The organism is Adlercreutzia equolifaciens, assembly GCF_029076695.1.
In the GTDB taxonomy this organism is placed as follows: Bacteria; Actinomycetota; Coriobacteriia; order Coriobacteriales; family Eggerthellaceae; genus Adlercreutzia; species Adlercreutzia equolifaciens_A.
The window spans coordinates 466,414-489,989 of sequence record NZ_JARFIK010000001.1 but is presented as its reverse complement, the minus strand read 5'-3'; the positions used below and the strand labels follow the sequence as shown (position 1 = coordinate 489,989).

The 23,576-nt window shown below is 61.3% G+C and carries 20 protein-coding genes; 4 read left to right on the top strand and 16 right to left on the bottom strand.

What is annotated here, in order from left to right; all coding sequences use genetic code 11:
* The 6 genes from PZH32_RS01745 to PZH32_RS01720 all read right to left on the bottom strand — a co-directional run bounded on the left by PZH32_RS01745 (position 1) and on the right by PZH32_RS01720 (position 6,160).
* Positions 1 to 663 carry a potassium channel family protein gene (locus PZH32_RS01745; RefSeq protein ID WP_275205906.1) on the bottom strand — a complete coding sequence of 221 codons (663 nt, stop codon included), beginning with the start codon at positions 661 to 663 and terminating at the stop codon, positions 1 to 3.
* A 219-nt stretch (positions 664 to 882) separates the two neighbouring features.
* Positions 883 to 1,668, bottom strand: coding sequence for a CMP-2-keto-3-deoxyoctulosonic acid synthetase (locus PZH32_RS01740; protein ID WP_275205905.1), 786 nt, complete (start codon positions 1,666 to 1,668; stop codon positions 883 to 885).
* 261 nt (positions 1,669 to 1,929) lie between these two features.
* On the bottom strand, positions 1,930 to 2,784 hold the full coding sequence (locus tag PZH32_RS01735; protein WP_275205904.1) for a hemolysin family protein: 855 nt from the start codon (positions 2,782 to 2,784) through the stop codon (positions 1,930 to 1,932).
* A gap of 5 nt (positions 2,785 to 2,789) precedes the next feature.
* The gene (locus PZH32_RS01730; protein ID WP_275205903.1) at positions 2,790 to 4,847 is read right to left on the bottom strand and encodes a PH domain-containing protein; all 2,058 of its coding nucleotides are present in this window, start codon (positions 4,845 to 4,847) and stop codon (positions 2,790 to 2,792) included.
* Positions 4,847 to 5,341, bottom strand: coding sequence for a PH domain-containing protein (locus PZH32_RS01725; protein WP_275205902.1), 495 nt, complete (start codon positions 5,339 to 5,341; stop codon positions 4,847 to 4,849). Before PZH32_RS01725 ends, PZH32_RS01730 begins: the two co-directional genes overlap by 1 nt.
* A gap of 393 nt (positions 5,342 to 5,734) precedes the next feature.
* Positions 5,735 to 6,160 (bottom strand): TOBE domain-containing protein, encoded by a 426-nt coding sequence (locus PZH32_RS01720; protein WP_275205901.1) that lies wholly within the window; start codon positions 6,158 to 6,160, stop codon positions 5,735 to 5,737.
* 239 nt (positions 6,161 to 6,399) lie between these two features.
* Here PZH32_RS01720 and PZH32_RS01715 point away from each other — a divergent pair, with 239 nt between their 5' ends.
* Positions 6,400 to 7,419, top strand: a complete 1,020-nt coding sequence (locus PZH32_RS01715) for a helix-turn-helix transcriptional regulator (protein ID WP_275205900.1) — start codon at positions 6,400 to 6,402, stop codon at positions 7,417 to 7,419.
* Positions 7,420 to 7,668: 249 nt separating this feature from the next.
* Here PZH32_RS01715 and PZH32_RS01710 read toward each other — a convergent pair whose 3' ends face one another.
* Entirely contained in the window at positions 7,669 to 8,154 is a 486-nt protein-coding gene (locus tag PZH32_RS01710; protein WP_275205899.1) for a MarR family winged helix-turn-helix transcriptional regulator, read from the bottom strand.
* A gap of 312 nt (positions 8,155 to 8,466) precedes the next feature.
* Between PZH32_RS01710 and PZH32_RS01705 the strand changes: the two genes are divergently transcribed.
* The gene (locus PZH32_RS01705) at positions 8,467 to 9,141 is read left to right on the top strand and encodes a response regulator transcription factor (protein ID WP_275205898.1); all 675 of its coding nucleotides are present in this window, start codon (positions 8,467 to 8,469) and stop codon (positions 9,139 to 9,141) included.
* A complete protein-coding gene (locus tag PZH32_RS01700; RefSeq protein WP_275205897.1) occupies positions 9,138 to 10,223 on the top strand; it encodes a sensor histidine kinase in 1,086 nt (361 codons plus the stop codon). Before PZH32_RS01705 ends, PZH32_RS01700 begins: the two co-directional genes overlap by 4 nt.
* 401 nt (positions 10,224 to 10,624) lie before the next feature.
* Here the strand turns inward: PZH32_RS01700 and PZH32_RS01695 are convergent, their stop codons facing one another.
* Positions 10,625 to 12,832, bottom strand: coding sequence for an ABC transporter permease (locus PZH32_RS01695; RefSeq protein WP_275205896.1), 2,208 nt, complete (start codon positions 12,830 to 12,832; stop codon positions 10,625 to 10,627).
* A complete protein-coding gene (locus tag PZH32_RS01690; protein WP_428994016.1) occupies positions 12,822 to 13,619 on the bottom strand; it encodes an ABC transporter ATP-binding protein in 798 nt (265 codons plus the stop codon). Before PZH32_RS01690 ends, PZH32_RS01695 begins: the two co-directional genes overlap by 11 nt.
* Before the next feature lie 441 nt (positions 13,620 to 14,060).
* Between PZH32_RS01690 and PZH32_RS01685 the strand changes: the two genes are divergently transcribed.
* Positions 14,061 to 14,504 (top strand): GatB/YqeY domain-containing protein, encoded by a 444-nt coding sequence (locus tag PZH32_RS01685; protein ID WP_275205895.1) that lies wholly within the window; start codon positions 14,061 to 14,063, stop codon positions 14,502 to 14,504.
* Here the strand turns inward: PZH32_RS01685 and PZH32_RS01680 are convergent.
* From PZH32_RS01680 to PZH32_RS01650, 7 genes are all read right to left on the bottom strand, one after another.
* Positions 14,501 to 14,809, bottom strand: coding sequence for a GIY-YIG nuclease family protein (locus tag PZH32_RS01680; RefSeq protein WP_343074485.1), 309 nt, complete (start codon positions 14,807 to 14,809; stop codon positions 14,501 to 14,503). The two genes, PZH32_RS01685 and PZH32_RS01680, sit on opposite strands and share 4 nt — an antisense overlap.
* Before the next feature lie 15 nt (positions 14,810 to 14,824).
* Positions 14,825 to 15,916 (bottom strand): hydrogenase formation protein HypD, encoded by a 1,092-nt coding sequence (gene hypD, locus PZH32_RS01675; protein ID WP_275205894.1) that lies wholly within the window; start codon positions 15,914 to 15,916, stop codon positions 14,825 to 14,827.
* Positions 15,917 to 15,918: 2 nt separating this feature from the next.
* The gene (locus PZH32_RS01670; protein ID WP_275205893.1) at positions 15,919 to 16,161 is read right to left on the bottom strand and encodes a HypC/HybG/HupF family hydrogenase formation chaperone; all 243 of its coding nucleotides are present in this window, start codon (positions 16,159 to 16,161) and stop codon (positions 15,919 to 15,921) included.
* A gap of 73 nt (positions 16,162 to 16,234) precedes the next feature.
* Positions 16,235 to 18,844 (bottom strand): carbamoyltransferase HypF, encoded by a 2,610-nt coding sequence (locus tag PZH32_RS01665; protein ID WP_275205892.1) that lies wholly within the window; start codon positions 18,842 to 18,844, stop codon positions 16,235 to 16,237.
* 105 nt (positions 18,845 to 18,949) lie between these two features.
* Positions 18,950 to 20,800 carry a glucose-6-phosphate isomerase gene (locus PZH32_RS01660; RefSeq protein ID WP_275205891.1) on the bottom strand — a complete coding sequence of 617 codons (1,851 nt, stop codon included), beginning with the start codon at positions 20,798 to 20,800 and terminating at the stop codon, positions 18,950 to 18,952.
* Between the two features lie 330 nt (positions 20,801 to 21,130).
* On the bottom strand, positions 21,131 to 21,844 hold the full coding sequence (locus PZH32_RS01655; protein WP_275205890.1) for a LytR/AlgR family response regulator transcription factor: 714 nt from the start codon (positions 21,842 to 21,844) through the stop codon (positions 21,131 to 21,133).
* A 161-nt stretch (positions 21,845 to 22,005) separates the two neighbouring features.
* Positions 22,006 to 23,418, bottom strand: coding sequence for a Sapep family Mn(2+)-dependent dipeptidase (locus PZH32_RS01650; RefSeq protein ID WP_275205889.1), 1,413 nt, complete (start codon positions 23,416 to 23,418; stop codon positions 22,006 to 22,008).
* Positions 23,419 to 23,576: the final 158 nt, after the last annotated feature.

The window sequence follows — 23,576 nt, the reverse complement described above, 5'->3', positions numbered from 1 at the left end:
CTAATCGAGAATGTAGCGCGAGAACTGCGCGATGACATCGTGCCGCACGCAAGCCAGCACCGAGTCGCCCGCGTAGAGCAGCGAGTCGGGCGTGGGAATGGAGGAGGCCGATCCGTCGGCGCGCTCAAAGGCGATGATGCGCACCTCGTGGTCGCGCTCGAGCTCCGACACGCGCACCGTCTTGTTGTTGTCGCGGCTGGAAAGGTCAAGGGTGAAACGCAGCACCTCGAATTCGCCGAAGGTCTCAATATGGGACCCGTGGCCCGAAACAATTTTCGAGAACACGTCCTCGGCCACGAGCGAGGTGCCGCAGACGTAGTCGATGCCCAGCTGCATGTAGGCGCGCTCGTGGTCGGGGTTGTACAAGCGCGAGATCACGTGCGGCACGCCGAAGAGATGGTTGGCCACCTCGGCACACATGAGGTTGGCGTTGTCGAACTGGGTAACAGCCGCCAGCACGTCGCACTCCTCTACCCCGGCGCGGATGAGCACATCCTCGTCAAAGCCCACGCCCTGCACCGTGGACCCATTGAAGTTGCGACCCAAATTGGCGAAGGCGTCGGCATTCTTATCGATGCAGCAGACATTGTTGCCGTTGTCGGAAAGCATGTTGGCCAGCTGCGAGCCCACGCGCCCACACCCCACCACAATCACATTGCTCATAAAACAGCCATTCTCTTTATAGATAAATTAGGTAGGAGCCATTATAGACCGAGGGATGCGCCCAAGGAAGCCAGCGAGGTTTCGACAGGTGCCTGGAATCGTGCTGAACCGCGGCTGAGCGTACTTCGTTACGCGAAGGAAAGCGGTGAAGTGCGAGGCCAGGTGCCTGTCGGAACCGCAGCGTCAATAGGATCGTTCGCCCCGGCAGGGCGAACGAAACTAAATGAGAGTCATTTGATTGAGGGTGTCCCGATACCAATTGTCGTAATTGGGCGGGCAGTAGCGCTGAGCGTACGAATAGCTGATGGTGAAGCCATAGCCGCGGGCCAAGCCGGCCACATGGGCGTTGATGGCCTGATCCCAATCGGGCCAGTTCGTCTGATCCCAGCCCCAAGCGTTGTTCTGCTTGAAGCATACGCGGCCCTTCGTGCTTTCCGTGTTGGAAATAGCCGGCGACCAGCGGGGGTCGATGCCGTGCTCCCAGGCGGCGCGGGCAAAGGTTTCACCGTGGCCGGCCAGAGGGCTGCCGAACAGGTAGTTATTGATGCGCTCGGTCCATTCGGCCACGAAGGCCTCCTCGCCGATGGAGAAATCGACATCGCCGGCGGGAAGGTCGCCGAAGGTGTTCAGATAGGCAGCGCGATTGTCGGCGGCGCGCTGGATGGCGGCCTCTTCGGCAGCGCGGGCCGCTTCCTCGGCGGCAATGCGGGCCGCCTCTTCCTCTTCGGCAATTTCCTGCACCCCGGCGCTGACGTCGCGCGAGGAGGCAACCTGAAGGGAAGCGCTGTCGGAAATATCCTGCACCGGCAGCACGTCGGCGTCGGATTTATCATCGACGGTGGCAGGAGAGACCTCCGACGTGTCGGGCTTTTTCTGAGAACTTTGCTGCTCGATGCCGAACGTGGTGGCATCCACGTCGTGGGAGCCGGCCGAAGCCCAGCCAAAGTTGAAGAAGCCCACAGCCACGAGCGAAAGCACGCAGGCCGCAGCAACGATAAGAAGCACTGCTCCTCCGTGACTTTGTTGACGCTTTGTAACCAAGGTTTTCCTCTCTCGGCAGCACGAAACCAACCGCCAGGGCGGTAAGCAGCGTGTTGGATTGTGGAGTGGAGTTTGCTGCCCAATAAAGGCTGTATGCTGTTTTTCGACTCGGGCTATTTTAGCCTAGTTGGCTCATTTAAGCTTCTAGACAGCGGCCGATGTTCACGTTTTGTTCGCTTGACAAACCCTTATTTGAGCGTTTCCGCAGGTAGCAGCGTTGACGTTTTAGACGGTTGTGGCTTCGTCTTCACAACTTTCTTCTTCAACCTTCTTCACACGGATCACCGAGATACGCGAGCGGCGCATCTTCTCGATCTTGAAGGAGTAGCCGTCGACGATGAACTCATCGCCCACCTTGGGCACATAGTCGAGACGGTCGATAAGCCAGCCGGCGATGGTCTCGTAGTCATCCGACTCCTCCAGCGGCCAGCCCAGCTCCACGGCATCTTCTACCGGGAGGCGACCATCCACGCGCCACTGATCCGGAGCCACAATAACTACCAGGTCGCGATCGCGATCGGTTTCGTCGGCAATCTCACCCACTACCTCTTCCACGATGTCTTCCATGGTGATGAGGCCGTCGGTACCGCCGTATTCGTCCACCACAATGGCCATCTGCATGCGGGCCTCTTGCAGCTCGCTGAGCAGCGCCAATACGTTTTTGGTTTCGGGCACGTAGAGCGGCTCGTACATGAAATCGGACACCGGGCCGTCCATCCGGCCGTCAAGCAAGGGGCCGATAAGATCCTTGTAGGAGACGATGCCGATGACGTCGTCCACTTCCTCGTGGTACACCGGCAGACGAGAGTAGCCCGTGCCGCGCATACGATCCAGCGCCGTGCGAATGGGCTCCACGTCCTCGGCCATGATCATGTCCACGCGGGGCTTCATAATTTCGCGCACGGTCATATCCCCCAAATCGAGGATGTCGTTGATCATGCGCTTTTCGTCTTCCAGCAGCTCGTCGTTGTCGGCCACCATGTCCTTGATTTCGTCCTCCGAGACGCTCTCGCGGCGTCCCGAGCGAAGAAAGTCAAGAAAGGCGGGCTTGCTGGGTGAGGTTTCGTCTGATTTGTTCATGGGCGCTACTTTACCACATTCCCGCCCGGCTTCACCCAGTCGAGCCACGCCAGGGCATCCTCGTGAGCCACGTCGATAAGCGTGGTGGTAGTGCCCCCGGAGCCGGCGGCAGTAGTGGCCATGAGCGTATCGGTGCCGGCCCGGCGCTGCAAGGGGTTGCTGCGCGCACAGCCGAACTGGATTTTCTGGCGAGGGAAGCTGACCGTCTCACGGGAAAGACCGCCGTTGCTCACCTGCATGAAGCGCCGGTTATAGGCAAAACTGGACTCACGCGCCCACAGCACGGCGTCGACGATGTCAATGATGAACAAGATGGCGGCCAGCACCAATCCGATGACCACCGCGACACCGCCGAAGGAAAGGCAGAGTCCCACGAGATAAGCGTCCTCGGCATCGAGCAGCAGGGCGCCGGTCTCCACCTGACCACCTAGCCAGCTGAGACCCCAGGCCACCAACACCACGCAGATGGCCAGCCAAAAGCCACTGCCGAACAGAACGCTGCGTCGCACCACGGCCCGGCGAAGCGCCACCGGCGCCAGCGGCCTTGTCTCCCGAGGCAAATCGGCAAACTCGGGAATAAGGCCGGCAAGGATGTCGGGTACGCGGTTCATCTTCACGAAGGGATGGATGATCAGGCCCTGCTGAGCGAGGGACCCTTTTTTCGCAGCGTCTTCGCTATCGTCGCTGGCATCGATCTTGCCCAACGAAAGCTCGCAGTAACCGAACAAACGGCGCAGGAAGCTTTGCTTGATGACCACTGACTGCACGCGATCCACCGAGACGCCCTGGTAGGTATGCTGCAACAGGCCGTACTCAACCTCGATGCGATTGTTGCGACGGCGCGCCTTGAAGCCGCCGTAGCTGATGCACGAGCCCAGCGCCGACAGGAGCCACAGCACCAGCACCAAGCCGACAACGGCCGCCGACACGCCGCCGATCAGCCAGGCAGCCGCCTGGGAGCCCGCATAGGTCAGAGCCCCCTCGACCATCGAGTTGGCCGAATCTCCCATAATGTCGAAAAGGAAGGACACCACCTGCAGAACCCCGACAAAGAGGCCGGCCATGATGAGGCCCACCGATGTGGTGTTCGAAAGCCCTGCCAGGAACAGCTCCTTGTTGGTCAGACCGTATTCGTAGGCAACTCGACCCGTGTCCTGGGCCGGACCGGCGAACAAGCCGCCCACCTCGTTCCAGGCCTCGGCGCCGGCATCAAGCACGTTGCCCGAGGGCGACGTTGCTGCTGCCGCAATAGCGGCCGGGTCAACAGCGCCCAGCCCGGGAGCCCCAGAGGCAACCGGCGTCCCCACCCCTGCGGCAACGGGGCCAGGGGTGGCGCCCTGCGCGAACGACGCCTGGGCCGTCAAAGCGGTCTTGCGGTTGTAGAGCTCGGTGCGCAGCCACTCGGCCTGGGCCTTGGTGACGTAAGGCACCACGATGGCCTTGTTGGAGGCACCGCCCGCAGTGTCGATGGCCACCGTACACACGCCGAAGATGCGCTGTAGCAGCGTGGCGCGCTGGTCTACCGACTGAACCCGCTGATAGGGCACGTGGACGCGCTTTTTATTGAACACGCCGGAATACAACGTGAACTCGTCCGGCCCCACCGTGAAGTAAAGATGCTTGTAGCTGACGAGACGCGTGACCACCACGATGGCCACCACTGCCACAATGAGAAACAGCGTGCCACCGCCCACAAGCGCCAAAAGCACTCCGCCGGACAAACCGTCCAGCTCCCCGTCGGCCAGCAGCCCCACCAAAGTAGAGAAGTTCGCGATGACAATCATGACGGCCACGATGAAGGCCGTGCGTACGCTTTCCAGCCACATATAGGAGTGGTGGACATGATGCTTCTGCAGAGGGGCTTGCGCCGGCGACGGAACTGGAGCGGCGCCGGGGACAGCGACCGCCGGGGGCTGCACTTGCCCTGGAACTTGGGGTTGCGGCTGGGCCAGGGGCTGCGGCTGCGACTGCGGCTGGACCGGAGGCTGCGCTTGCTCTTGGGCCTGGGCCTGGGCCTCGGCTTCGCCCTCTGCGCGTCGGCCGTCGCTCATGCTTCCGCTCATTACACGTCCTCTCGGGCCAAACGGGCAAGCTCGGCGGCGCGATCGCGCAGCACGTCGGCTTCTTCGATACCCAACCCGGGGATCTCGTGCTCGCCGGCAGCCGTGGCCACCGTGACGCTGGCCAAGCCGAAGGCGCGCAAAATAGGCCCTTGGCGCGTGTCGGTATTTTGCACGCGGATAAACGGGATGACGAAGCGCTTGCGCCAGAAAATGCCGCGGGCGATGTCCAGGTAATCGTCAGTCAGCTCGTAACGCCAGCGTGCATAGCGAATGGGCGGCAGCACCACCACGATAAAGATGAAAAGCGCCACGCACACCACGGCAACGACAAGGGCCACGGCACCGGCCCACTCGGCCTCAAGGGGATCAAGCGCCGCGATCAGCGCGAAGGGAGTAAAGCAGCATAGGAAGACAATGGCAATCCAGATGCTGTCGCTGATGCGCCACACCTTCTTGATGCGCGGATCCAACGGGTTCGAGGGCATTGCTCGCATGATCAGTCCTTTCCCATAGTTTCCTGATCATACTACCCTACTTTTAACAGAGGCGCTTTTCTTCCCAGCTTCGGAGGGGAGATTGATGCAAGTTTTTTCGTTCTGTTAGCAGCACGCACCTTCCACGGAGAGCCCCCTTGCTCGCATTGCCGCCTTCTTCCGTCCGTCACCCCCACAACCGGGCCATTTAAAGCAAGACGCGACCTGTCTGGAGCCCTAAGACTCGAACAGCGACAAACACGGTTAACGAAGCGCATTTTTTGAACAAAAAACGACGGCCTCCTTTGCTCAGGAGGCCGTGCGGGAGAAGACGGAAAGAGAGCGATGCCGTTCGACGCGGGAACCGCAGAAGGCGCCGCTCTCGTTCGCTTATTCAATGGGTCGAAAGGAGATTTACTCCACGCCCACCATTACGTCGGTGGACTTCACGATGGCCAGGGCCTTCGTACCCTCTTTCAGGCCGAGGTTCTCGATGGCCTCGTTAGTGATAGAGCCCTTGATGCGCACGCCGTTGGCGGTTTCGAGAACGACGTGGCCGTTGACGGCTCCCTCGCGTACCTCCACTACCGTGCCGGCCAGCTGGTTGCGGGCGGACAGGCAGGTGAGGCGCTCCTCGCCCGTGGCGAACATCACCGAGGTGGCCTTCACGATGGCGTAGCACTCCTTGCCGTACTCCAGGCCCAAGTCGCGAATGGCGTCCATGGTGATGTCGGCCTTCACGGTGTCGTTGCCCACCTTGATGGCCACCACGCCGTTGACGGCGCCCTCGGCCACGTTCTCGATCGTACCCTTCAGGATGTTGCGAGCAGAAATCTTCATAGGATGCAGTTCCTTTCTTCAGGCCCGGTTCGTCGGGCTGTTCGTTGCAGAAAGCACTATAGGGAAGACGGCAACCTTCTCGCGTCTCAATCGGGGCGCTTCACAACCGTCCTGCTCCCTCGTCCCACTTCGTCCCGCTTCGTCCCTGCCCTGACGGCTTCTTGACGAAAAAGAGCGAAGCCCAACCCTTCGAGCCCTATTTATTCTCATATGTATATAATATTCGCAAAGGAGGATATATGAACGACAAGGCTCTCAATGCGGAGGACGTGGCTTCCCTGCTGCACATTGGTCGCAATGCCGTATACGCCCTCGCGAAATCCGGGGATCTGCCCTCGTACCGCATGGGGCGCAAGCTGCTGTTCTTCCTCGAAGACGTCGAGCATTATCGCCTTTGCCAGCGCAGCGGCTCCTCGCAAAGCGGTGCGACAGAGCCGAAGAAGGCCGGCGTAACCCAGACAATGAAGCTTCCTGGCATCATCTCCTCCTCTCTCGCCGCCCTTCCAGCACGGCACCTAGGCGCCCCACCTTTGGACCCGCAATCCTCGCGGGGGTTCGACGAACCCTTCCTGCTTGCCGGCCAGGGCCTCGCCCTCGACCTCCTGGTGAACCGCCTCGATCAGGAGGGGGGCCGAACCGAGCGCGTCGCCCTCGAAAGCTATGCGGCGCTGGTGGCTCTCTATGAGGGAAGCGTCGACGGAGCCCTCATCCACTTGTACGACCAGCGAACGAACAGCTACAACGTGCCCTATGTACAGCGCCTGGCGCCCGGCCTTCCGATAGTAGTTATGCGGACCATCAGCCGCTACCAGGGATTCGCCGTCGCGGCAGGCAACCCTCGGGGTATTTCCTCTTGGGGCGCGCTTCTGAGACCGGGCGTGCGCCTGGCAAATCGCCCCATCGGCTGCGGAGCGCGTGTTCTTCTTGACGAGAAGCTTCTTGCTCTGGAAGCACACCTTCCGTCTCTCGAAGGCTACAAGCACTCCTTCCCTACGGGGCTTGCTGCTGCCCAAGCCGTTGCCAGCGGTCGTGCGGACGTAGCCGTCGTCGACGAGTCCCTTGTTGCCCAGGTCGACGGCGTGGAATTCGTGCCGCTCCAGCGCGAGTGGCTCGACGTGGCGGTATCAAAAAGCAACCGAAACCGGCCTTGGGTGCGGGCACTGCGCACCGTGCTCACCGACAAGGCTTTTGCCCGAGAATACGCCCGTGTCACGCACGGCAGCGCCGAGCAATTCGGCTCCATTGTTTACGAATGCTGAGAAATATATTCTCAGGTATAAATTATTCTTGACTTAGAATAATACCGCTCTATAATAGGACTCGTAGAGACCGATTCGTCGAAACCCCCCTCTCGACCCGGCCTCTCTCTCCTCTTCGTTCGGAGGCGCCCTTTCCCCCTCGGGCGTCAAGAACACTACGGGCCCCGAACCTTTCCTCTGGTTCGGGGCCCGCTCTCTTTTATCGCCTTTAGTTATCGCGGCGCCGAATGGCCGCTTGCTGGCGTCACCTTACTTGCGGTGACGACGTTTTCCCTGGCCGTGACGGCGACCATGCTTGCGTGCGCCGTGAGCGCCCATCTCCTTGCACTGGACGATAATCTTCTCGGTCAGGGCGTTCAGCTGCTCTACCTCTTCGGGGGTAAGAGCCGACAGCACGCGGTCGGCCACCTCACTTTGAGCAGCGCAGCGCTTTTCGGCCACTGCATCGCCCTCGGGCGTAATGCGCACAAGATAGGCACGCTCGCCAGGGACGTCCTCGAGAGTAGCGTACCCACCGCGCACGGCCTTGCGCACGACGTCCTTCAGGTAGCGGCGGTCATAGCCGAGCTTGTCCACCAGCTCCGTCGAGACCATTTCGCCGCCGGAGCAGTGCAGCACCTTCAGAAGAGCACCTTGACCCTTCTTGTAGCTCTTCGGTCCCTCTTTGCGGAACGCGCGATTGGTCAGTTTAGCAGCCTTGCGCAACTGCTTCAGGGTTTTCGTTGCCTTGGTCATTGATTGTCCTTTCTTGCCTTCTCGTGTGCTGGCACTATAGACAAGCTTCTCGCCATTTTGCCTTGGAATTCTCTGGACTCCATATTGTCTACAGATAATTATATTGCCTGATAAATTGATCATTATTTGAAATAGTGAATAATATAATTCCCTCTTAAAACGTCGCTCTGCAGAACCTGCAGGCCTCTTGATTCAACGACGCTCCCCACTGGACAGCCCTTACGGTTGCGTAAGGTTGCAAGTCAGTCGACCGCTTTTGACGCCACGGCGATACAATAAACATCGACTTGTTTTTGACCACCAGGAGGCGTCATGGCCCAGCGCATCTATTTGATCGAAGACGACACTGCCCTTCGCAACGAACTGGCTCATCTTCTTGAGCTTGCAGGGTTCGCCGTAGGCGTCTGCACCTCCGGTTTTTCGCAGGCTGCGACCATGGCTCTCGACGCACGACCTGATTGCATTGTGCTCGACCTCAAGCTGCCCGGCGCCGACGGCCACAGCATCTGCCGCGATCTACGTGCCAAAAGCACCGTCCCCATCATCATGCTCACCTCATCGGAAAGCGAGTTCGACGAGGTTATGGCCATGAACCTCGGGGCCGACGACTACGTAGTGAAGCCCTATCGCCCCGCCGTCCTGCTCGCGCACATTCAAGCTCTGCTGCGCCGCACCGCCGCGGGAACGCCGGCCCTGATCATGGAGCATCGCGGCGTGACGCTCAATCTGGGCGAGGCGACCGTCGGCTATCAGGGACGTACCGCCGAGCTTACGCGCAACGAGCTGCGCATTCTGCAAACCCTCATGAAGACGCCGGGGACGGTGGTATCGCGCAGCGACATCATGTGCGCCCTGTGGGAGTCGGACGCCTTTATCGACGACAACACCCTGACGGTCAATGTGAATCGGCTGCGCAAGACGCTGGGGTCCCTGGGCGTTCCCGAGGACTTCCTGGTCACTCGGCGCGGACAGGGCTACGCCGTATGAATCGGCCGCCTCATCGCGAAAGCGGGGAATTCGAAGCAGGTTTGCCACCCTTCACGCCAGCAAGCTATGCGCGCGACCACTGGTTCGCCCTGCTGGCTCTGGTACTGTGCCTGGCGGGACTCTTCCTTATGCTGCCCACCCTGGGCGTGTCAGGCCACGGCACCTTGCTTATCGCCGATTTCGTCACCCTGTGCGGCCTCAGTGTGGCCGTCATCGACTATCGACGCAAAGCAGCCTGGTACCGCGAGCTCAGCCAACTCGTTGCGTCGTTGCGCCGCGCCAGCGTTTTCGCCTCGCTGGTGGCTGAGCCGTCCTTCCTCGAGGGAGCCATTGCCTACGAAACCGGGCGCGCCGTGGGCTCCCTGTCGGCTACCGAAGTCGATGGGATCGCGGCAGACGACGAGGCCTATCGACGCTATATCGAGTTGTGGATCCACGAGATAAAAACGCCCATTGCCGCCGTCAAGCTCATGACCGCCAACGAGGGAGGCCCCCTGGCTAGTAAGGTGGCTCGCGAGATGGAGCGCATTGAAGCCCAGGTTGACCAGGCTCTTTATTACGCGCGCTCCTCTTCGCTTTCTCAAGACTATGCCATTCGCGAGGTCGATTTGCTCGACGCGGCGCGGGAAGCCTGCAAGCGCAACGCCCGCTTCCTCATCGAGCGCGGCTGCACGCCCCGCTTCTCTATCCCCGAGGGCCTTACCGTGCTGGCCGACGAGCCCTGGCTCGTGTTCATTCTCAGCCAGCTTACCGTCAACGCCGCCAAATACGGCGCTACCGAGCTGACCTTTGTCGCTCGGGAGGAGGAAGCGGGCACGCCCCGCGGCCGCACGGTGCTGGAGGTACGCGACAACGGCTGCGGTATTCCCGCCCAGGACGTGCCCCGCGTCTTCGAGCGCGGCTTTACGGGCGAGGTGGGTCGCGCCCACGGTTCGGCCACCGGCATGGGCCTCTACCTAGTAGCCAGCCTCTGTGCCGCCATGGGACTGCATGTGGGGCTGGCCAGCGAGGAAGGGGTTGGCACCCGCGTCATCCTCACCTTCTCCCACGATCGCACCCGCAAGCTTCTGGCCTCGCAGTAGCGCGGAAGGGCGACGAAGCAGGGACCAGCAGAGAAACAGACGGCGAAGCGGGCGGCTGGCAGAGGGGCGGGCAGCGGAGAAGGACGGCAGATTCCCAAAACTGGCTGTTTGGTTTCCCTGCTGTCTAGACGCCGCCACTCTCACCTGGCCTTTTGCCAAAGCGGGGAACCAAACGGCCTCTTTCTGACACCTCAAAAGATACCAAAGAGGCCGTTTCTGGAACCTTCTCGCTGCCCCCAAGAGGAATGAGACGAGTCAGACGGCTGGCCGTCTCATTGAGAGGGCGCCCAGGAATGAGACGGCCAACCGTCTGACTTGTCTCGTTCCCGAGTCCGGAAACCGAGCAGCGGAGCGGGCGGCCAGACGACGAGGCCGCCGCCCTCCCGCGCGGACAGCAACGGCTACCCTTGCTGCAGGACGCCCTTCACGATGCCGCGGCTGGCGAAGTACGTAACTACCATATAGCCACCGTAGACAACCAGGGTAAGACCTGCGGCCAGCATAATGGGAGCGAACGTGCTTACCCCCATGGCGTTGAATAGGCTCTCCGCCATGACGCCGACGGCGCAGACCACGTGGCATACGGCCAAGCCCAGAGGCACGAGAAAGTACACCAGCACCTGGGCCAACAGCGAGCGGAATACCATGCGGCGGTCGCAGCCCAGCTTCCACAGAGTGCGGTAGCGCTGGCTGGAGTCGGAGGCCTGGGACAGCTGCTGGATGGCCAGAATGGCAGCCGTGGACACCAGGAAGATGAAGCCGATATAGAGTGCCAGGTAAGTGATCATAAGGCGCAAGCCTGCAGCCTGAGTCGCCATGTCGTTGGCGGTGATAACACGGGTGACTGGCCACAGCAGACTCGCCCACTGGTCCGACGACCCCGAGGCTCCCTTCTCGAAGCCGCCCATGTCGACCGGCTGAGCAGCGGCCACGATGTCCTGCAAGGCGGCGTCGTTCTCCTCCACCGTCTTGCCGTTGTCGGCATAATTCACGTCCAGAAGCGACCGCGAAGGAATGATACCCTCGTCCACCAGCGAGTCGATTACCGTATCGGGCACCACGAGAATAAGCCCCGCGGAGGTCATGGCGTTGTCCTCTAACTGGGTATCTAGAACGTCGCCCGTCAGCGTCAAGGCCTGCCCCTGTACAGCCACCGCCGGAGCCGCTTTCACAACGGCGCGGGCAAGCTCGGCCGAAATCTCCATGTTGTTGGCCAGAGCGTACTGGCTCGCCTCCAGCGCAATGGGCTCCTGGCCCTGCAGGGCGCGCAAGTCGTTGAACTCCGACAGTCCCACCACCCCAAGCTCCGTCGAGCGGATGCTCTCGAGGTCGTCCATGCGAAGATTGACGCCGGGAGAGGCCTCCTCGGCCGGCTTGATCAGCTCGTCGTAGGTGCTATCGGGCACCAAGTACTCGTTTATCTGGGCATACTCGCCGATCGTCTCGGCCCAGAGCTCGGGCGCGGCCTCTTGCAGCGGCAACGCCATATCCCAGTTTGCCGCCTCGGCTGCCTCCAGCCGTTCGGGGGCCTCGGCTGCCATCTCGTCATGGCGAGCCGCGCTGCCCGCCGAAGCCCGCGGATCACCGTCAGGCCCATACCACACCGCGGCCGTCAGAGTAGCGGAATAGGGGTTCGCCTTCTCGATGCCACCGACGAACACCTCCACAAAGCCCATGCCCGTAGAGAACACCGTGATGGAGAAGAACAGCAGCACGCACACGGCCCACAACGACAGGAATGCCGTGTTGATCTTGCTGGCAATCTGACGCACAGTAAACATGCGCAGGCCCTTGAGGTACACGCTGCGCAGCCGCGTGACCACGGCTACCACAAACCCAGCCAGCGACCAGAAGAACAGCAGCGATCCCGCCAACATGGCCACCGTGGCGCGGAAGAACCGCGGATCGTCCAGCATGACCAGGCCGCTCTCAATAAGCTGCTGGTAGGCGTAGGCCAAAACGCCCAGCGACGCCACGAAGACCACAAGGCACACCCAGGGGTTGCGCACGCCGGTCCTTTGATTCTGGGCTTCGGCATGCAGCAGGTTGATCAGCTTCTGGCGACTGACCGTAATGGTGTTGAACAGGGCCACCACTACGTAAATGGCGGCGAAGCAGACCAGCGTGGTGAAGAACGCGTCCTGGGAGAACACGAATTGGTAGTTGCTCATGGTGGTGCCGAACAGCATTGCGGTCAGAAAACTCAGCCCCTGGGACAGGAGCATGCCAGCCACCAGGCCCACAGCCAGCGACACCAGGCCCACCAGCACCGTTTCGTACAGCACGATGCGCGACACATGGCCCGGGCTCATGCCCAGTACCAGATACGTGCCGAACTCGCGCTTACGGCGGCGAATGAGAAACTGATTCGCGTACAGAATGAGAAAGCCCAGCACAAAGGCCACCACCACGGAAAACATGCCGAGGAATTGGGCCGTGGTCTCAAATTGTCGCTCCGACGTAGACGACTGCAGGTCGAACAGAATTTGCTGGCTGCCAATGGAGTTGAACGCGTAGAACACGGCCACGCCGAAGAGCAGCGTGACGAAGTAGATAGCGTAATCGCGCACCGAACGGCGCACGTTGCGCAAGGCAAGCTTAAGATACATGGCCCGCCTCGCCTCCCAGGAAGGCCACCACTTCCATAATGCGCGCGAAGAACGCTTCGCGGGTCTCGTCGCCGCGGCGCAACTCGTTGAACACGGCGCCGTCCTTGATGAACAGCACGCGATTGGTGTAGCTGGCGGCAAAGGCATCGTGGGTCACCATCATGATGGTAGCGCCCAGCTGCTGGTTCATCATCTCCATGATCTCCAGCATGACGGCGGCGGAGCGTGAATCCAGCGCGCCGGTAGGCTCGTCGGCCAAGATGAGCTTCGGGTCGGTCACCATGGCGCGGGCCGCCGCAATGCGCTGACGCTGACCGCCGGACATCTGGTAGGGGTACTTCTGCAGCACCGCGTCAACACCCAGACGGGTTGCCATGGCGTTCACCTTGCCGGGAATGGAGCGCGCGGGAGCACCCTTGATGGTCAGCGCCAACGAAATGTTCTCGAACCCGGTAAGCGTGTCCAGCAAATTCGAATCCTGGAAAATGAAACCCAGGTCATCGCGGCGGAACTTCGCCAGCTGGCGACGGGACAGGGCGGTAATATCGCGGCCGCCCACCAGGATGTGACCGCTGGTAACGGTGTCGATGGTGGAAACGCAATTCAAGAGCGTGGACTTGCCAGAACCCGAAGGCCCCATGATGCCCACGAACTCACCGGTGCCCACGTCAAAGCTGACACCGGCCAATGCTCGGGTTACCGAGTCGCGGCTGCCGAACATCTTTTCCACATCACGCACCGAGAGCATGGGGGCACCGCCGTTGGCCGCGCCAACGCCCGAAGACATCGGGCGCCCGTGAGCTCCGTACTGCTCTCGCGCAAAGGCATCGATCGGCGGGGCGCCCGCCGGAGAAGCCGCCGGGAACGGCTCAGTGTACACTTCAGCCATTAGTAGCTCCTCTCGATCTTCGGCAGCTGACCCAGCGCCACCACGCCCACGGCCCCTATCACTACTAACGCGATGATAACTTTCCCCACGGTCTTCACGACAGTCCTTTCTCTCGGCGGACAGGCTTTTCTTACCTATTTCATCCTAGAGAGAGGCCCGGGCGCGTTCCATCGATCGAACTTACCGTTGCCTTACGAAGATGCAAGATACCAAGAGCGTCACAACCCAGCTGGCCGATTCCGCGTAGACCTGCGGAAAGCAAAGAAGCAGCTTATCGCCTGAAGCAAACGACTCGTTAAGGTATCATGGGAAGAAAAGGTCGATCGCGAAAGGACCGCCATGGAATACCAGCAGCTGCAGGACGAGATCAAGAACGCTATGAAGGCCCGCGACAATGCGCGCCGCGACATTTTGCGTCAGGTGCACACCGAGCTGAAGAGCATCGAGGTGAACGAGCGCCGCGAGGTAACCGAGGCCGACGTGGACGCCATGCTGAAGCGCACCATCAAGCAGACGAAGGAAACCCTGGACGGCTCCATCAAGGCCGGCAACAACCAGGAGCGCACCGACACCCTGACCGCACAGGTAGCCATTCTGGAAGAGTACCTGCCGAAGCAAGTGGAGGGCGAAGAGCTGGTGGCCCTCATTGACGTGGTGCTGGCCGACACCGGCGCTTCCACGAAGAAGGACATGGGCCGCGTCATGGGAGAGCTGACCAAGCGCACGGGCGGCAACTTCGACAAGGCAGCCGCCGCGAAGGAACTGGGCGGGAAGCTGAGCTAGTCGCTCTCCTCCAGCAGAGGTCGCAGCGCCTCCTCAAAACTTGAGCGCGCGGCGACGGATAGCAACCCGTCTTTCTCGTCGCGGGTCAACTGCTTGAACGCATACTCAGCGTGCATGGCATCATGCTTAGTCTCAAACGAAGCATAGGCCAAAAGACTGACGGGCAAGCGGGCGCGCGTGTATTTCGCGCCCTTGCCCGCGTTATGCACCGCCAGGCGCGCGTGAACATCCACAGCATAGCCCGTGTACAACGAGCCATCGACGCACTCAAGCACATACATATAGTGAGATTGGGAAGCGGCCACGAGTCGCCTCGCGTCCTAGTAGTACCGGTAGTACGCTGCGCAGCTGCCCTCGCTGGACACCATGCAGGGACCTACGGGGTTCTCGGGGGTGCACACCGTGCGGAACAGGGGACACTCGCTGGGCGCCATGATGCCGCGCAGCACATCGCCGCAGCGACAGCCCTTGGGCTCCACCGTAGGCTCGATGATCGGGTCGAAGCGGCGCATAGCATCGAAATCGGCAAACTCTTCGCGAATACGATAGCCCGAACCGGGAATTTCTCCCAGGCCGCGCCAGGTAGCGGGACAGGTTTCGAAGACCTCGTCGATAGCGGCCAGAGCCACGGGATTGCCCTCGGGCATGACCCCGCGCGCATAGGCAATCTCGATATCGGCGCGTCCTTCGTGCAGCTGGCGCATGATCATGGCAATGCCTTGCAGAACATCCACGGGCTCGAACCCCGTGATAACCCCGGGCACGCCGTATTTCTCGGCAAGGAAGCGATAGGGCTCGACACCGATAATGGTAGACACATGGCCCGGCAGAATAAGCGCATCCAGCTGTACGCCGGGATCGTTGATGATCACTTCCAAAGCTCCCGGCATATTTTTGTGAGCGCCGTAAACAGAGAAGTTCTTCAGTCCCATGGCCTTGGCACGCTTGATGGCCATGGCCACCAGCGGCGTCGTGGTTTCGAAGCCCACGCCCACGAAGACAATTTGCTTGTCAGGGTTTTCGGCCGCCAGCTTCAGCGCGTCCAGCGGCGAGTAAACGATTTCCACCGCGCGACCTGCGGCCTGTTCGGCTAGCAGACTGGACGAAGAACCCGGCACGCGCGTCATGTCACCGAACGTGGCGATGGTCACTTCAGGCACGCGCGCCAGAGCAATGACCTTGTCGATGTCGTGATTGCTGGTTACGCACACGGGGCACCCCGGCCCCGAGGCCAAGCGCGTGCCTTCGGGCATGAGACCACGAATGCCATTGCGAGCAATGGCCACCGTATGGGTGCCGCACACTTCCATGAGCGTGGCTTGCTCGGGGGCAAGTGCCTGGATGGACTCGATGAGGCCGTGGGCAAGCTTCGGATCCTTGAAGGCCTTCAATTCCTCTTTCAGGGAATCCATGGCTAAGCCGCCGACGCGTCGAGGTCCGCCAGTTCGGGAAACTGCTTGATGAGGTCGATGGTCTCCTGAGCAAACTGCTCGTCCACCACCTCGATGGCAAAGCCGGCATGCACCAATACGTAATCGCCCACCTGGGCCTGAGGCGTCAGATCGACGGAAATTTCGCGGGTTACCCCCAGGATATCAACGGTGGCCAAGTTGCCCTCTTCGAGCTTCGCCACCTTCGCGGGAATTGCCAAGCACATACGCTACTCCGTTCAGCAAGCTTCTTTTCGCCCATTGTCTCAAGTTGCCCCGCCCTTGAGAGCGAGGATTCGGCTAGTCTACCTGCTCAGCGGAACGAGCGGAGCACACCACCGCCTGACCATAGGAAATACACCCATCATTGGGTGGAAGATCGCGATTGATGGCCGCCGTGAAGCCGGCCTCGGCCAAAGCGGGCAACGCATGCTCTACCAGATAGCGATTCATGAACACGCCGCCCGAGAGCACCACGGTGGCGATGCCGTACATAGCACGCACCAGCTCGGCAGCCATAACTATGGCCGACACCATGGCGTCGTGGAAGCGACGTGCGATGATAGCGACGGGCACGCCGGCAGAGACATCGTCCAACAGGGCGCGGAAGGTGGTCTCGGCGTCGAGAAGCACCACCGACGTGTCCTCGGCTGTGCTGGCCTCCGTGGCGGTGTTCTTCACGACCGTAATGGCGTAGCGCTCTTTGGCGCCCAACTCGTCCTCCGGTATGACGCCAGCGGCTTCTTCGTGGGCGGCCGCCCCCGGCGCCGCAGCGCCGGTCGACTCCATGGCCGCTTCCAGCAAAATGGCCCCTTCGCCCTCGTAGGACGGCTCGGTACATACGCCCAGCAACGCGCTGGCAGCATCGAACAGGCGCCCGACCGAAGAGGTCATGGGCGTATTCAAGCCGCGGTCGATCATCTTCTCGCACACCTCGGCTTCTTCGCCCAGGGGCGCCAGAGCCTTTTGAGCTGCCGGATGATCCAGCAGGTCATAGGCCCACAGCACCCCGTAGGCCATGCGCAGCGGGTGCTTGATGGCCGCCACGCCGCCGGGCATGGGCACGTAGGCGAAGTTGGCGAAGCGCTCGAACGCCTGACGGTTAGCCAGCAGCACCTCGCCGCCCCAGATGGCCCCGTCGACACCATAGCCAGTGCCGTCAAAGGCAATGCCGCACACCGCATCGGTCAGACCGTGCTCGGCCATCACCGAGACGAGGTGCGCGTGATGATGCTGCACTTCGGTAACGGGGAGGTCCTGGTGATGAGCCCATTTTGAGGTAAGGTACTCCGGATGCAGGTCACAGGCCACTTGGGTGGGCGTCATCTCGAAAAGACGCTCGAAGCGGTCTTTTGTAGCCAGCCACGCATCGTAGGTCTCGGCGTTCTCGACATCTCCGATATGCTGGGACACAAAGCCATCGGTGCCGCGCAGCAGCGTGAAGGTGTTCTTTTGCTCAGGGCCGGCGGCGAAGATAATGCCGCCGACAGGCGCATTGGGCGCGGCGCCCTTCTGGGCCTCGTCCCCAGGTGCGGCCTCCGCTTCAGCCACCACGCCTGCTGCCTTCTCGGCGCCCTGGGCCGCCGCATTCTCGGCCACGGCCACAGCCCCCGTGGCGGTGGAAAGGGGCACGGGAGCATACCCGCGGGCGCGACGGAGGAACTGCACGGCGTAGTCGGGGCGACCCTCGGTCTCCCCCACGCGGATGAGACGCACGACAGTGTCGTCGAACCGCGTCAGGATGGGACGGTTGTTGCCCAGGAAGGCATCGGCGATGCCGGCCAGCTTCTCGCGGGCTTCCTCGTCGGTGACGCAGATGGGCTCGTCGTGGACGTTGCCCGACGTCATCACCAGCAGCGGCACGACCTGGCCAGGAACCGCATCGCCCGGCTTCGTAGTCCCCGCCTGGCGCTGCCAGGCTTCGGCGAAATCGTGCATGAGCAAGTGCTGCACCGGCGTGTAGGGCAGCATAACGCCCAGTTCAGTTAGCTTATCAGCCACGCCGGCACCAATGGCGCCGTCGGGGCGTTTGCGCAGCAGCACGATAGGCCGCGCCGAGCCCGTCAGCACCGCCTCCTCTTCTTCGGACACGCTGCACAGGCAGCGCGCGTCCGCCACCGAGGAAGCCATGACCGCAAAGGCCTTGCCGTCGCGACGCTTGCGGCGTCGCAGTTCGGCCACAGCCTCGGCGTTGTTCGCATCGCACACTAAGTGGAAGCCGCCCAGGCCCTTTACAGCCAGAATCTTACCCCCCATCAGCATATCCACGGCAGCTGCAAAGATAGCGTCCGACTCCTCGCGCGTCTTGCCAAGGGACTCCTCGCCGTTCGCCCCCACGCGCCACGTCACCGAAGGACCGCATTCGAAGCAGGCATCGGGCTGCGCGTGGAAACGGCGGTCGAGGGGGTCGGCGTACTCGGCCGCGCAGCGCTGGCACATGGGGAAAGCCGCCATTGAGGTGGCCGCGCGGTCATAGGGCAAATGATCGATGATGGTGAAGCGCGGCCCGCAGTTCGTGCAGTTGATGAAGGGGTAACGATAGCGGCGGTCGTTCGGGTTGAACAGCTCCGCCACGCAATCGTCGCAGGTGGCAAGGTCGGGCGAGACCAGCGTAGTCTCAGCCACCTCATCGTCATCAGAGAAGCGGATCTCAAAGGAGTCGAAGTCCTCAAGCGGCACTTCCTTGATATCGATTTCCTCCACCTTAGCGGCGGCCGGGGCGTTGTCGGACAACTCCATGATGAACTCGTCCACCAGCTTGCTCTCGCCCTCAGCATGAATGTGCACACCGTCGGTAGCGTTCAGCACCCACCCGTTGATCAGGTACTTTTTCGCCATACGATAAACGAAGGGGCGGAATCCCACCCCTTGCACAATGCCCTTAACCCAAATATCAACCGCATCGATCATGGTGGCTCCTTAAAACGCGTTTCGTCCATTGTAGACCATGCATGGCATCATAGCTTCGGAGCGTGACCAGTCGGTAATACGCCGCACGCGAAGGCAAGGGGAAGGTTAGAGCTGGGCGCCCTCGAGGGAGTCGTTAGTGTTGGCCTCGGTTTCGCCCATGGGCTCGACCGTCTCGACCACCGCGGTAACCTCAGCCGCTTCGACCTCTTCTTCGGCCAGCGCGGCTGCTTCGGCCAGGGCGCGGTCGGTAAGGATGTCGGCGATGACATCGTCCACCACCTGGGCCAGCAAGCGCAGCGTCACCCCGGAGTTGTCCGGCAGGTGCAGGTGCACGCAGCGACGGCCCCGCTTGGCCAAGGTGACCAAATCACCAGCGGCCTGGGCCTTCGCCAGAGCGCCAAGACTCGGCGCCGTGGCGCCCTCGGGCAGCGGAATGTCCTTGAGCTCGTCGGCGGACAGAATAAGGAAGACGCCCATGTTCGGGCCGCCCTTCTGCAGCTGGCCCGTGGAGTGCAGGTAGCGCGGCCCCACCTCCAGGCACGACACCACGCCGAAGGACTCGGCCACGCCATGGCGCATCTGCTCGATGGCCTCGCGACGGCCCTCTCCCGTAAAAGGCAGGAAGGCGTTCAATGCGAAGAAATCGCCCGGCTGAATGGAGGACAGCAGCGCGTACAGCGTCTCGTGCAGCTCCTCGCAACCCTCGAACATAGGCGCGTAACTAACTTCCACATTGCCCATGTCCACATCCTGGGTGAACACCTCGGTGAAATTCGGCTCCGGCTGGCCGTTCTCCAGAATTTCCAGAACCTCGGCCTTGGCCGACGCCACATCGGGCTGATCGAAGGGGCTTACCTGCATAAGGTAGCCGCACATAGCGATGGCATACTCCCACATGACAAAATGCTCGGCCAGCTCGGCCACGGTGTCGATGCGGTAATTCAATCGCGGAATGGCCGGATCGATGTAGGCCAGACTCATCTCGAAGTTGCGGCGCTCGTCCCACAAATCCGTTTGAGTTTGGTACATGATGATGCAGCGATCGCCGGGGTCTTCGGTGAGCAGCAGCGAGTCGATCTCGATGTTCGGCAGAATGCCCTGGCCTTCCTTACCCAGCGACTCGGCCACCAGCTGCTCGATCCACAGACCCAGCACGCGGCCGCGCTTCGGCGTCAGGAAGGAGAACTTGTTGCGACCCTTCAGGTAGTTGTCGTACAGGAAGGCCGCCAAATTAATGGCGGGGTTGTCGATGGCGTCTTCGCTGCAAATCTCCTCAGCCTGACGGGCATGCTCCAGGAACTCCTCCATGTCGATGCCGGCCAGCGCCGCGGGCACCAGACCGAACACCGAAAGAGCCGAGAAGCGCCCCCCTACCGTCGGCTCTCCGGAGAAGACGGCGCGCCAGCCTTCTTCCCGCGCCATCTTGCCCAGCTCGCTACCGGGGTCGGTAATAGCCACCAAGTGCTTAACGGCGTGGTCGCCCAGCTCTTTTTCGAACGAGGCGCGCACGGCATCCAGCAACATGCGCGGCTCGATGGTGCCGCCGCTTTTGGATGAGATGATGACCAGGGTGCGATGGGGATCGCAAATGGTGAGCATCTCGCGCACGCGCACGGGAGAGTCCGAATCGAGGGTGCGGAACTTCACCCGCGTGGAATCGTGCTTGTTGTACTTGGTGATGGTCATGGGCGCCTGGGTGGAGCCGCCCTGGCCGATCAGTAGAATGGTGTCCAGCCCGGCCTCCACCACCTCATCGGCAAAGGCCTGAATGGTGGCAAGATCGCACGGGGGGTTGGTGGCCAGATCGGCCCAGCCAAGGAACTCGGCCGCACAGGCCTGAGCGTCGTCGGAAAAGTCGTACAGCGTGGCATCCTTCTGGTGGATGCGGCTGGCCGCATGGGCCTTCACCAGTGTTTTTGCCGCGGGGTACATCTTCTCGATATCTGCGGAGAGCATAGGCTTTCCTTCTCTTCAGGACAATGCCAGCCAAAAACGAAGCGGGCCGCGCCTTCTCGCTGCGGCCGCCTGTTCGTTAACTTGTTTGAAACATTCTACCAAAGGGGTATCTCTCCGTCAGAAAACGCCCTGAGGGTATGGCGGTTCTGTGAACCCTGAAGTGTCCTTTAACCCAAATGGCGCAGGCGAAGGCGCCGTAAGCAAAAAAATAACCCTCCCGGAGGAGGGTTAGTTCATAGGTTCGCCCAAGGAAGCCAGCAAGGTTTCGACAGGTGCCTCCCGGAACCGCAGCGTCGAGGTGAACGTCGTTGCGTCAGCAACGACGGAACGCTAAAGGTTGAGGGCCTTCTTCAGCGAGGACACGCGGCGGCGGGAGACGGGAATCTTTTCCTCGACGCCGTTGAGCGTAAGCAGCAGCGTACCGCCGGACACGGACTCGATTTCCTCCACCATGGAAAGATTCACCAGGTAGCCGCGGTGCACGCGGAAGAACCCATGACCATCGAGGCGCTTCTCCAGCTGAGCCAAGCTGACCGTGGAGAAGTAGCGGTCGGTGTCCGTCTGCAGGTAGGCGTAATCATCGCGGGCCATGACGAAGCGGATCTTGTCGATGCCGATGAGGATTTTCTTGCCGCCCTTTTCCACGGGGATGCGCTCGGACTTATGGGCCTGCATATGCAGGGCCACATGCTCGCGCACACGGGCGATGGCCTGGGCCAAGCGCTCGGTTTCCACGGGCTTGACCAGGTAGTCGATGGCACTGACCTTGAACGCATCAAGGGCATGCTCGCTATAGGCGGTCACGAACACCACCGCCGGGGGGAACTTCAGATGCTGCAGGGCCTCGGCCAGCTGCAGGCCCGTTGCCTCGGGCATATTCACGTCGAGGAACATCACGTCGCAGGGATATTCCTTGAGTTTCTCGATAGCCTCGCGCACGCTGGCGGCTTCAGCCGTTACCTCAACCCCGCCTACTTCATCAAGCAGGAAACGAAGTTCGGAACGCGCGGGCGCTTCGTCGTCAACGATGATAGCGTTAAGCACTTTGTCCTCCAAAATACGCAGGTAAAACTTTCTCTATTCTATAGCACACAAAGGCCCCCGCCGTCCACGAAAAAGAATAACCACGGGTTTAACCCAGATCAGACTTTTCTATGGATGACGGGGGCTTTCTATAGTTCGCCGCGTCGAGGAGGCGTCAGTGACTACTCGTCAGCAAGGTCCAGCTGCTGCAAGTCGTAGAGACCCAGCACGTAGATGATGAAGGCCGTGCGCAGCAGGTCGATAGCCACGCCCTCGTCAGGGCCATGTTCGCCGCCGACCCAGTCGGGATTGGGAATCCAAGGCATATTCACACCAAAGGATGCACCCTTCTTGAACTCGCGGGCATAGGTGCCGCCGCCGATGGTGAAGGGCTGGTGGTCGTCGCCCGTTACCTCGTGGAAGGCATTCTGCAGGGCCTGAATTTCCGGATCGTCGGGCTTCACCAGGAACGGCACCATGAGCAGGGTGTTCTCGAACGTGGCGCCAATGGCGTCGGTCTGCTTGGTCATGATGTCGATGATCTCGTCCGAGGTGATGGACGTGGGCCAACGGCTGTCCATGGTCTGCACGAAGCGGCCGTCCACAATATGGATGGTGCCGCCCACCACGGTCAGCGGGCCGAAGTACTCGTCGGCCGTGGCAATGCCCACGCCGGAGCCGTCAGTATGGCTGACCAGCTTCTGGTCGAACTCCAGGAAGGCGCGCTCCTGCTCGTTGCACAAGTTGTTGGCCAGCAGATAATCGACGATGAGCTTGATGGCGCTGATGCCGCGCTCGGGCCACGCCGCGTGGGCGTTCACGCCCTCGGCATCGATGCGCACCAGACCGTCGCCCTCATCGGTGATGGTCAGGCGCTCGGCTGCGGGCAGATCGGCCGCATTGGCCTTCACCAGGGCCGTGGCCACACCGGGCACGGCGTTGGTGACCACGCCGCCGTCGAACTCGAGGATAACGGGGTCGTCGATTATCGCGCTGGTGATACGGCCGTCAAAGCCGCCTTTCTCACCGTAGCAGGTGGGGAAGTCGGCATCGGGCGTGAAGATGAAGGCCGGATCATCGTAGTGCTCGTGATAGTAAACCACGTCGGCCATGGAAGTTTCCTCGTTGGCCCCGAACAGGAAGCGCATGGTATAGCGGCGATCCACGGGCAGCTCGCCCAGGCACTTCATGGCATGGAGGGCCACCACCGAGGGGCCCTTGTCGTCCAGCGTACCGCGGCCGATGAGATAGCCGTCTTTCTCGGTGACCTCAAAGGGAGGGAAGGTCCAACCCGGACCGGCAGGCACCACGTCCATATGGCCGATAATGCCCAGCTGAACTGGTGTATCACCCGCCAGATCGGCAAAACCGATGTGGCCTTCGCAGTTGGTAGTTTCAAAGCCCATGCCGGCGGCAATGTCCAAAGCCGCGGCCAGCGCCTTCGCGGGGCCGGGGCCATAAGGCTCGCCCGGGCCGGCCGCAGCCAAATCTTCCGTGCTGGGAATTTCTACCAGGGTGGCGATATCAGCCTTGATAGCGGGCCAATTCTGGTCCCAATAGGCCTCTGCCGCCTTCACGACGTCGTTTCGTTCCATAGGGCATCCTTTCGCGTGAGCAACGGGTTGTCGCAAATTGCCAACAGGCAGCCAACAACCTCTTTTCCTTCACTCTTTCCTTGGGCTCATTATGGCATGGGAAGCATCAGCAGCTCCAGCTTGTCGCGGTTTGTAAGAGGGTCGTTTTCTTGGGAAAA

Bases quoted from the DNA above. Each gene is read 5' to 3' on its own strand.
- PZH32_RS01745 (WP_275205906.1), bottom strand. From the start codon at position 663: ATGAGCAATGTGATTGTGGTGGGGTGTGGGCGCGTGGGCTCGCAGCTG.
- PZH32_RS01735 (WP_275205904.1), bottom strand. From the start codon at position 2,784: ATGAACAAATCAGACGAAACCTCACCCAGCAAGCCCGCCTTTCTTGAC.
- PZH32_RS01730 (WP_275205903.1), bottom strand. From the start codon at position 4,847: ATGAGCGGAAGCATGAGCGACGGCCGACGCGCAGAGGGCGAAGCCGAG.
- PZH32_RS01725 (WP_275205902.1), bottom strand. From the start codon at position 5,341: ATGCGAGCAATGCCCTCGAACCCGTTGGATCCGCGCATCAAGAAGGTG.
- PZH32_RS01720 (WP_275205901.1), bottom strand. From the start codon at position 6,160: ATGAAGATTTCTGCTCGCAACATCCTGAAGGGTACGATCGAGAACGTG.
- PZH32_RS01715 (WP_275205900.1), top strand. From the start codon at position 6,400: ATGAACGACAAGGCTCTCAATGCGGAGGACGTGGCTTCCCTGCTGCAC.
- PZH32_RS01710 (WP_275205899.1), bottom strand. From the start codon at position 8,154: ATGACCAAGGCAACGAAAACCCTGAAGCAGTTGCGCAAGGCTGCTAAA.
- PZH32_RS01705 (WP_275205898.1), top strand. From the start codon at position 8,467: ATGGCCCAGCGCATCTATTTGATCGAAGACGACACTGCCCTTCGCAAC.
- PZH32_RS01700 (WP_275205897.1), top strand. From the start codon at position 9,138: ATGAATCGGCCGCCTCATCGCGAAAGCGGGGAATTCGAAGCAGGTTTG.
- PZH32_RS01695 (WP_275205896.1), bottom strand. From the start codon at position 12,832: ATGTATCTTAAGCTTGCCTTGCGCAACGTGCGCCGTTCGGTGCGCGAT.
- PZH32_RS01690 (WP_428994016.1), bottom strand. From the start codon at position 13,619: ATGTCTTCGGGCGTTGGCGCGGCCAACGGCGGTGCCCCCATGCTCTCG.
- PZH32_RS01685 (WP_275205895.1), top strand. From the start codon at position 14,061: ATGGAATACCAGCAGCTGCAGGACGAGATCAAGAACGCTATGAAGGCC.
- hypD (WP_275205894.1), bottom strand. From the start codon at position 15,916: ATGGATTCCCTGAAAGAGGAATTGAAGGCCTTCAAGGATCCGAAGCTT.
- PZH32_RS01670 (WP_275205893.1), bottom strand. From the start codon at position 16,161: ATGTGCTTGGCAATTCCCGCGAAGGTGGCGAAGCTCGAAGAGGGCAAC.
- PZH32_RS01665 (WP_275205892.1), bottom strand. From the start codon at position 18,844: ATGATCGATGCGGTTGATATTTGGGTTAAGGGCATTGTGCAAGGGGTG.
- PZH32_RS01660 (WP_275205891.1), bottom strand. From the start codon at position 20,800: ATGCTCTCCGCAGATATCGAGAAGATGTACCCCGCGGCAAAAACACTG.
- PZH32_RS01650 (WP_275205889.1), bottom strand. From the start codon at position 23,418: ATGGAACGAAACGACGTCGTGAAGGCGGCAGAGGCCTATTGGGACCAG.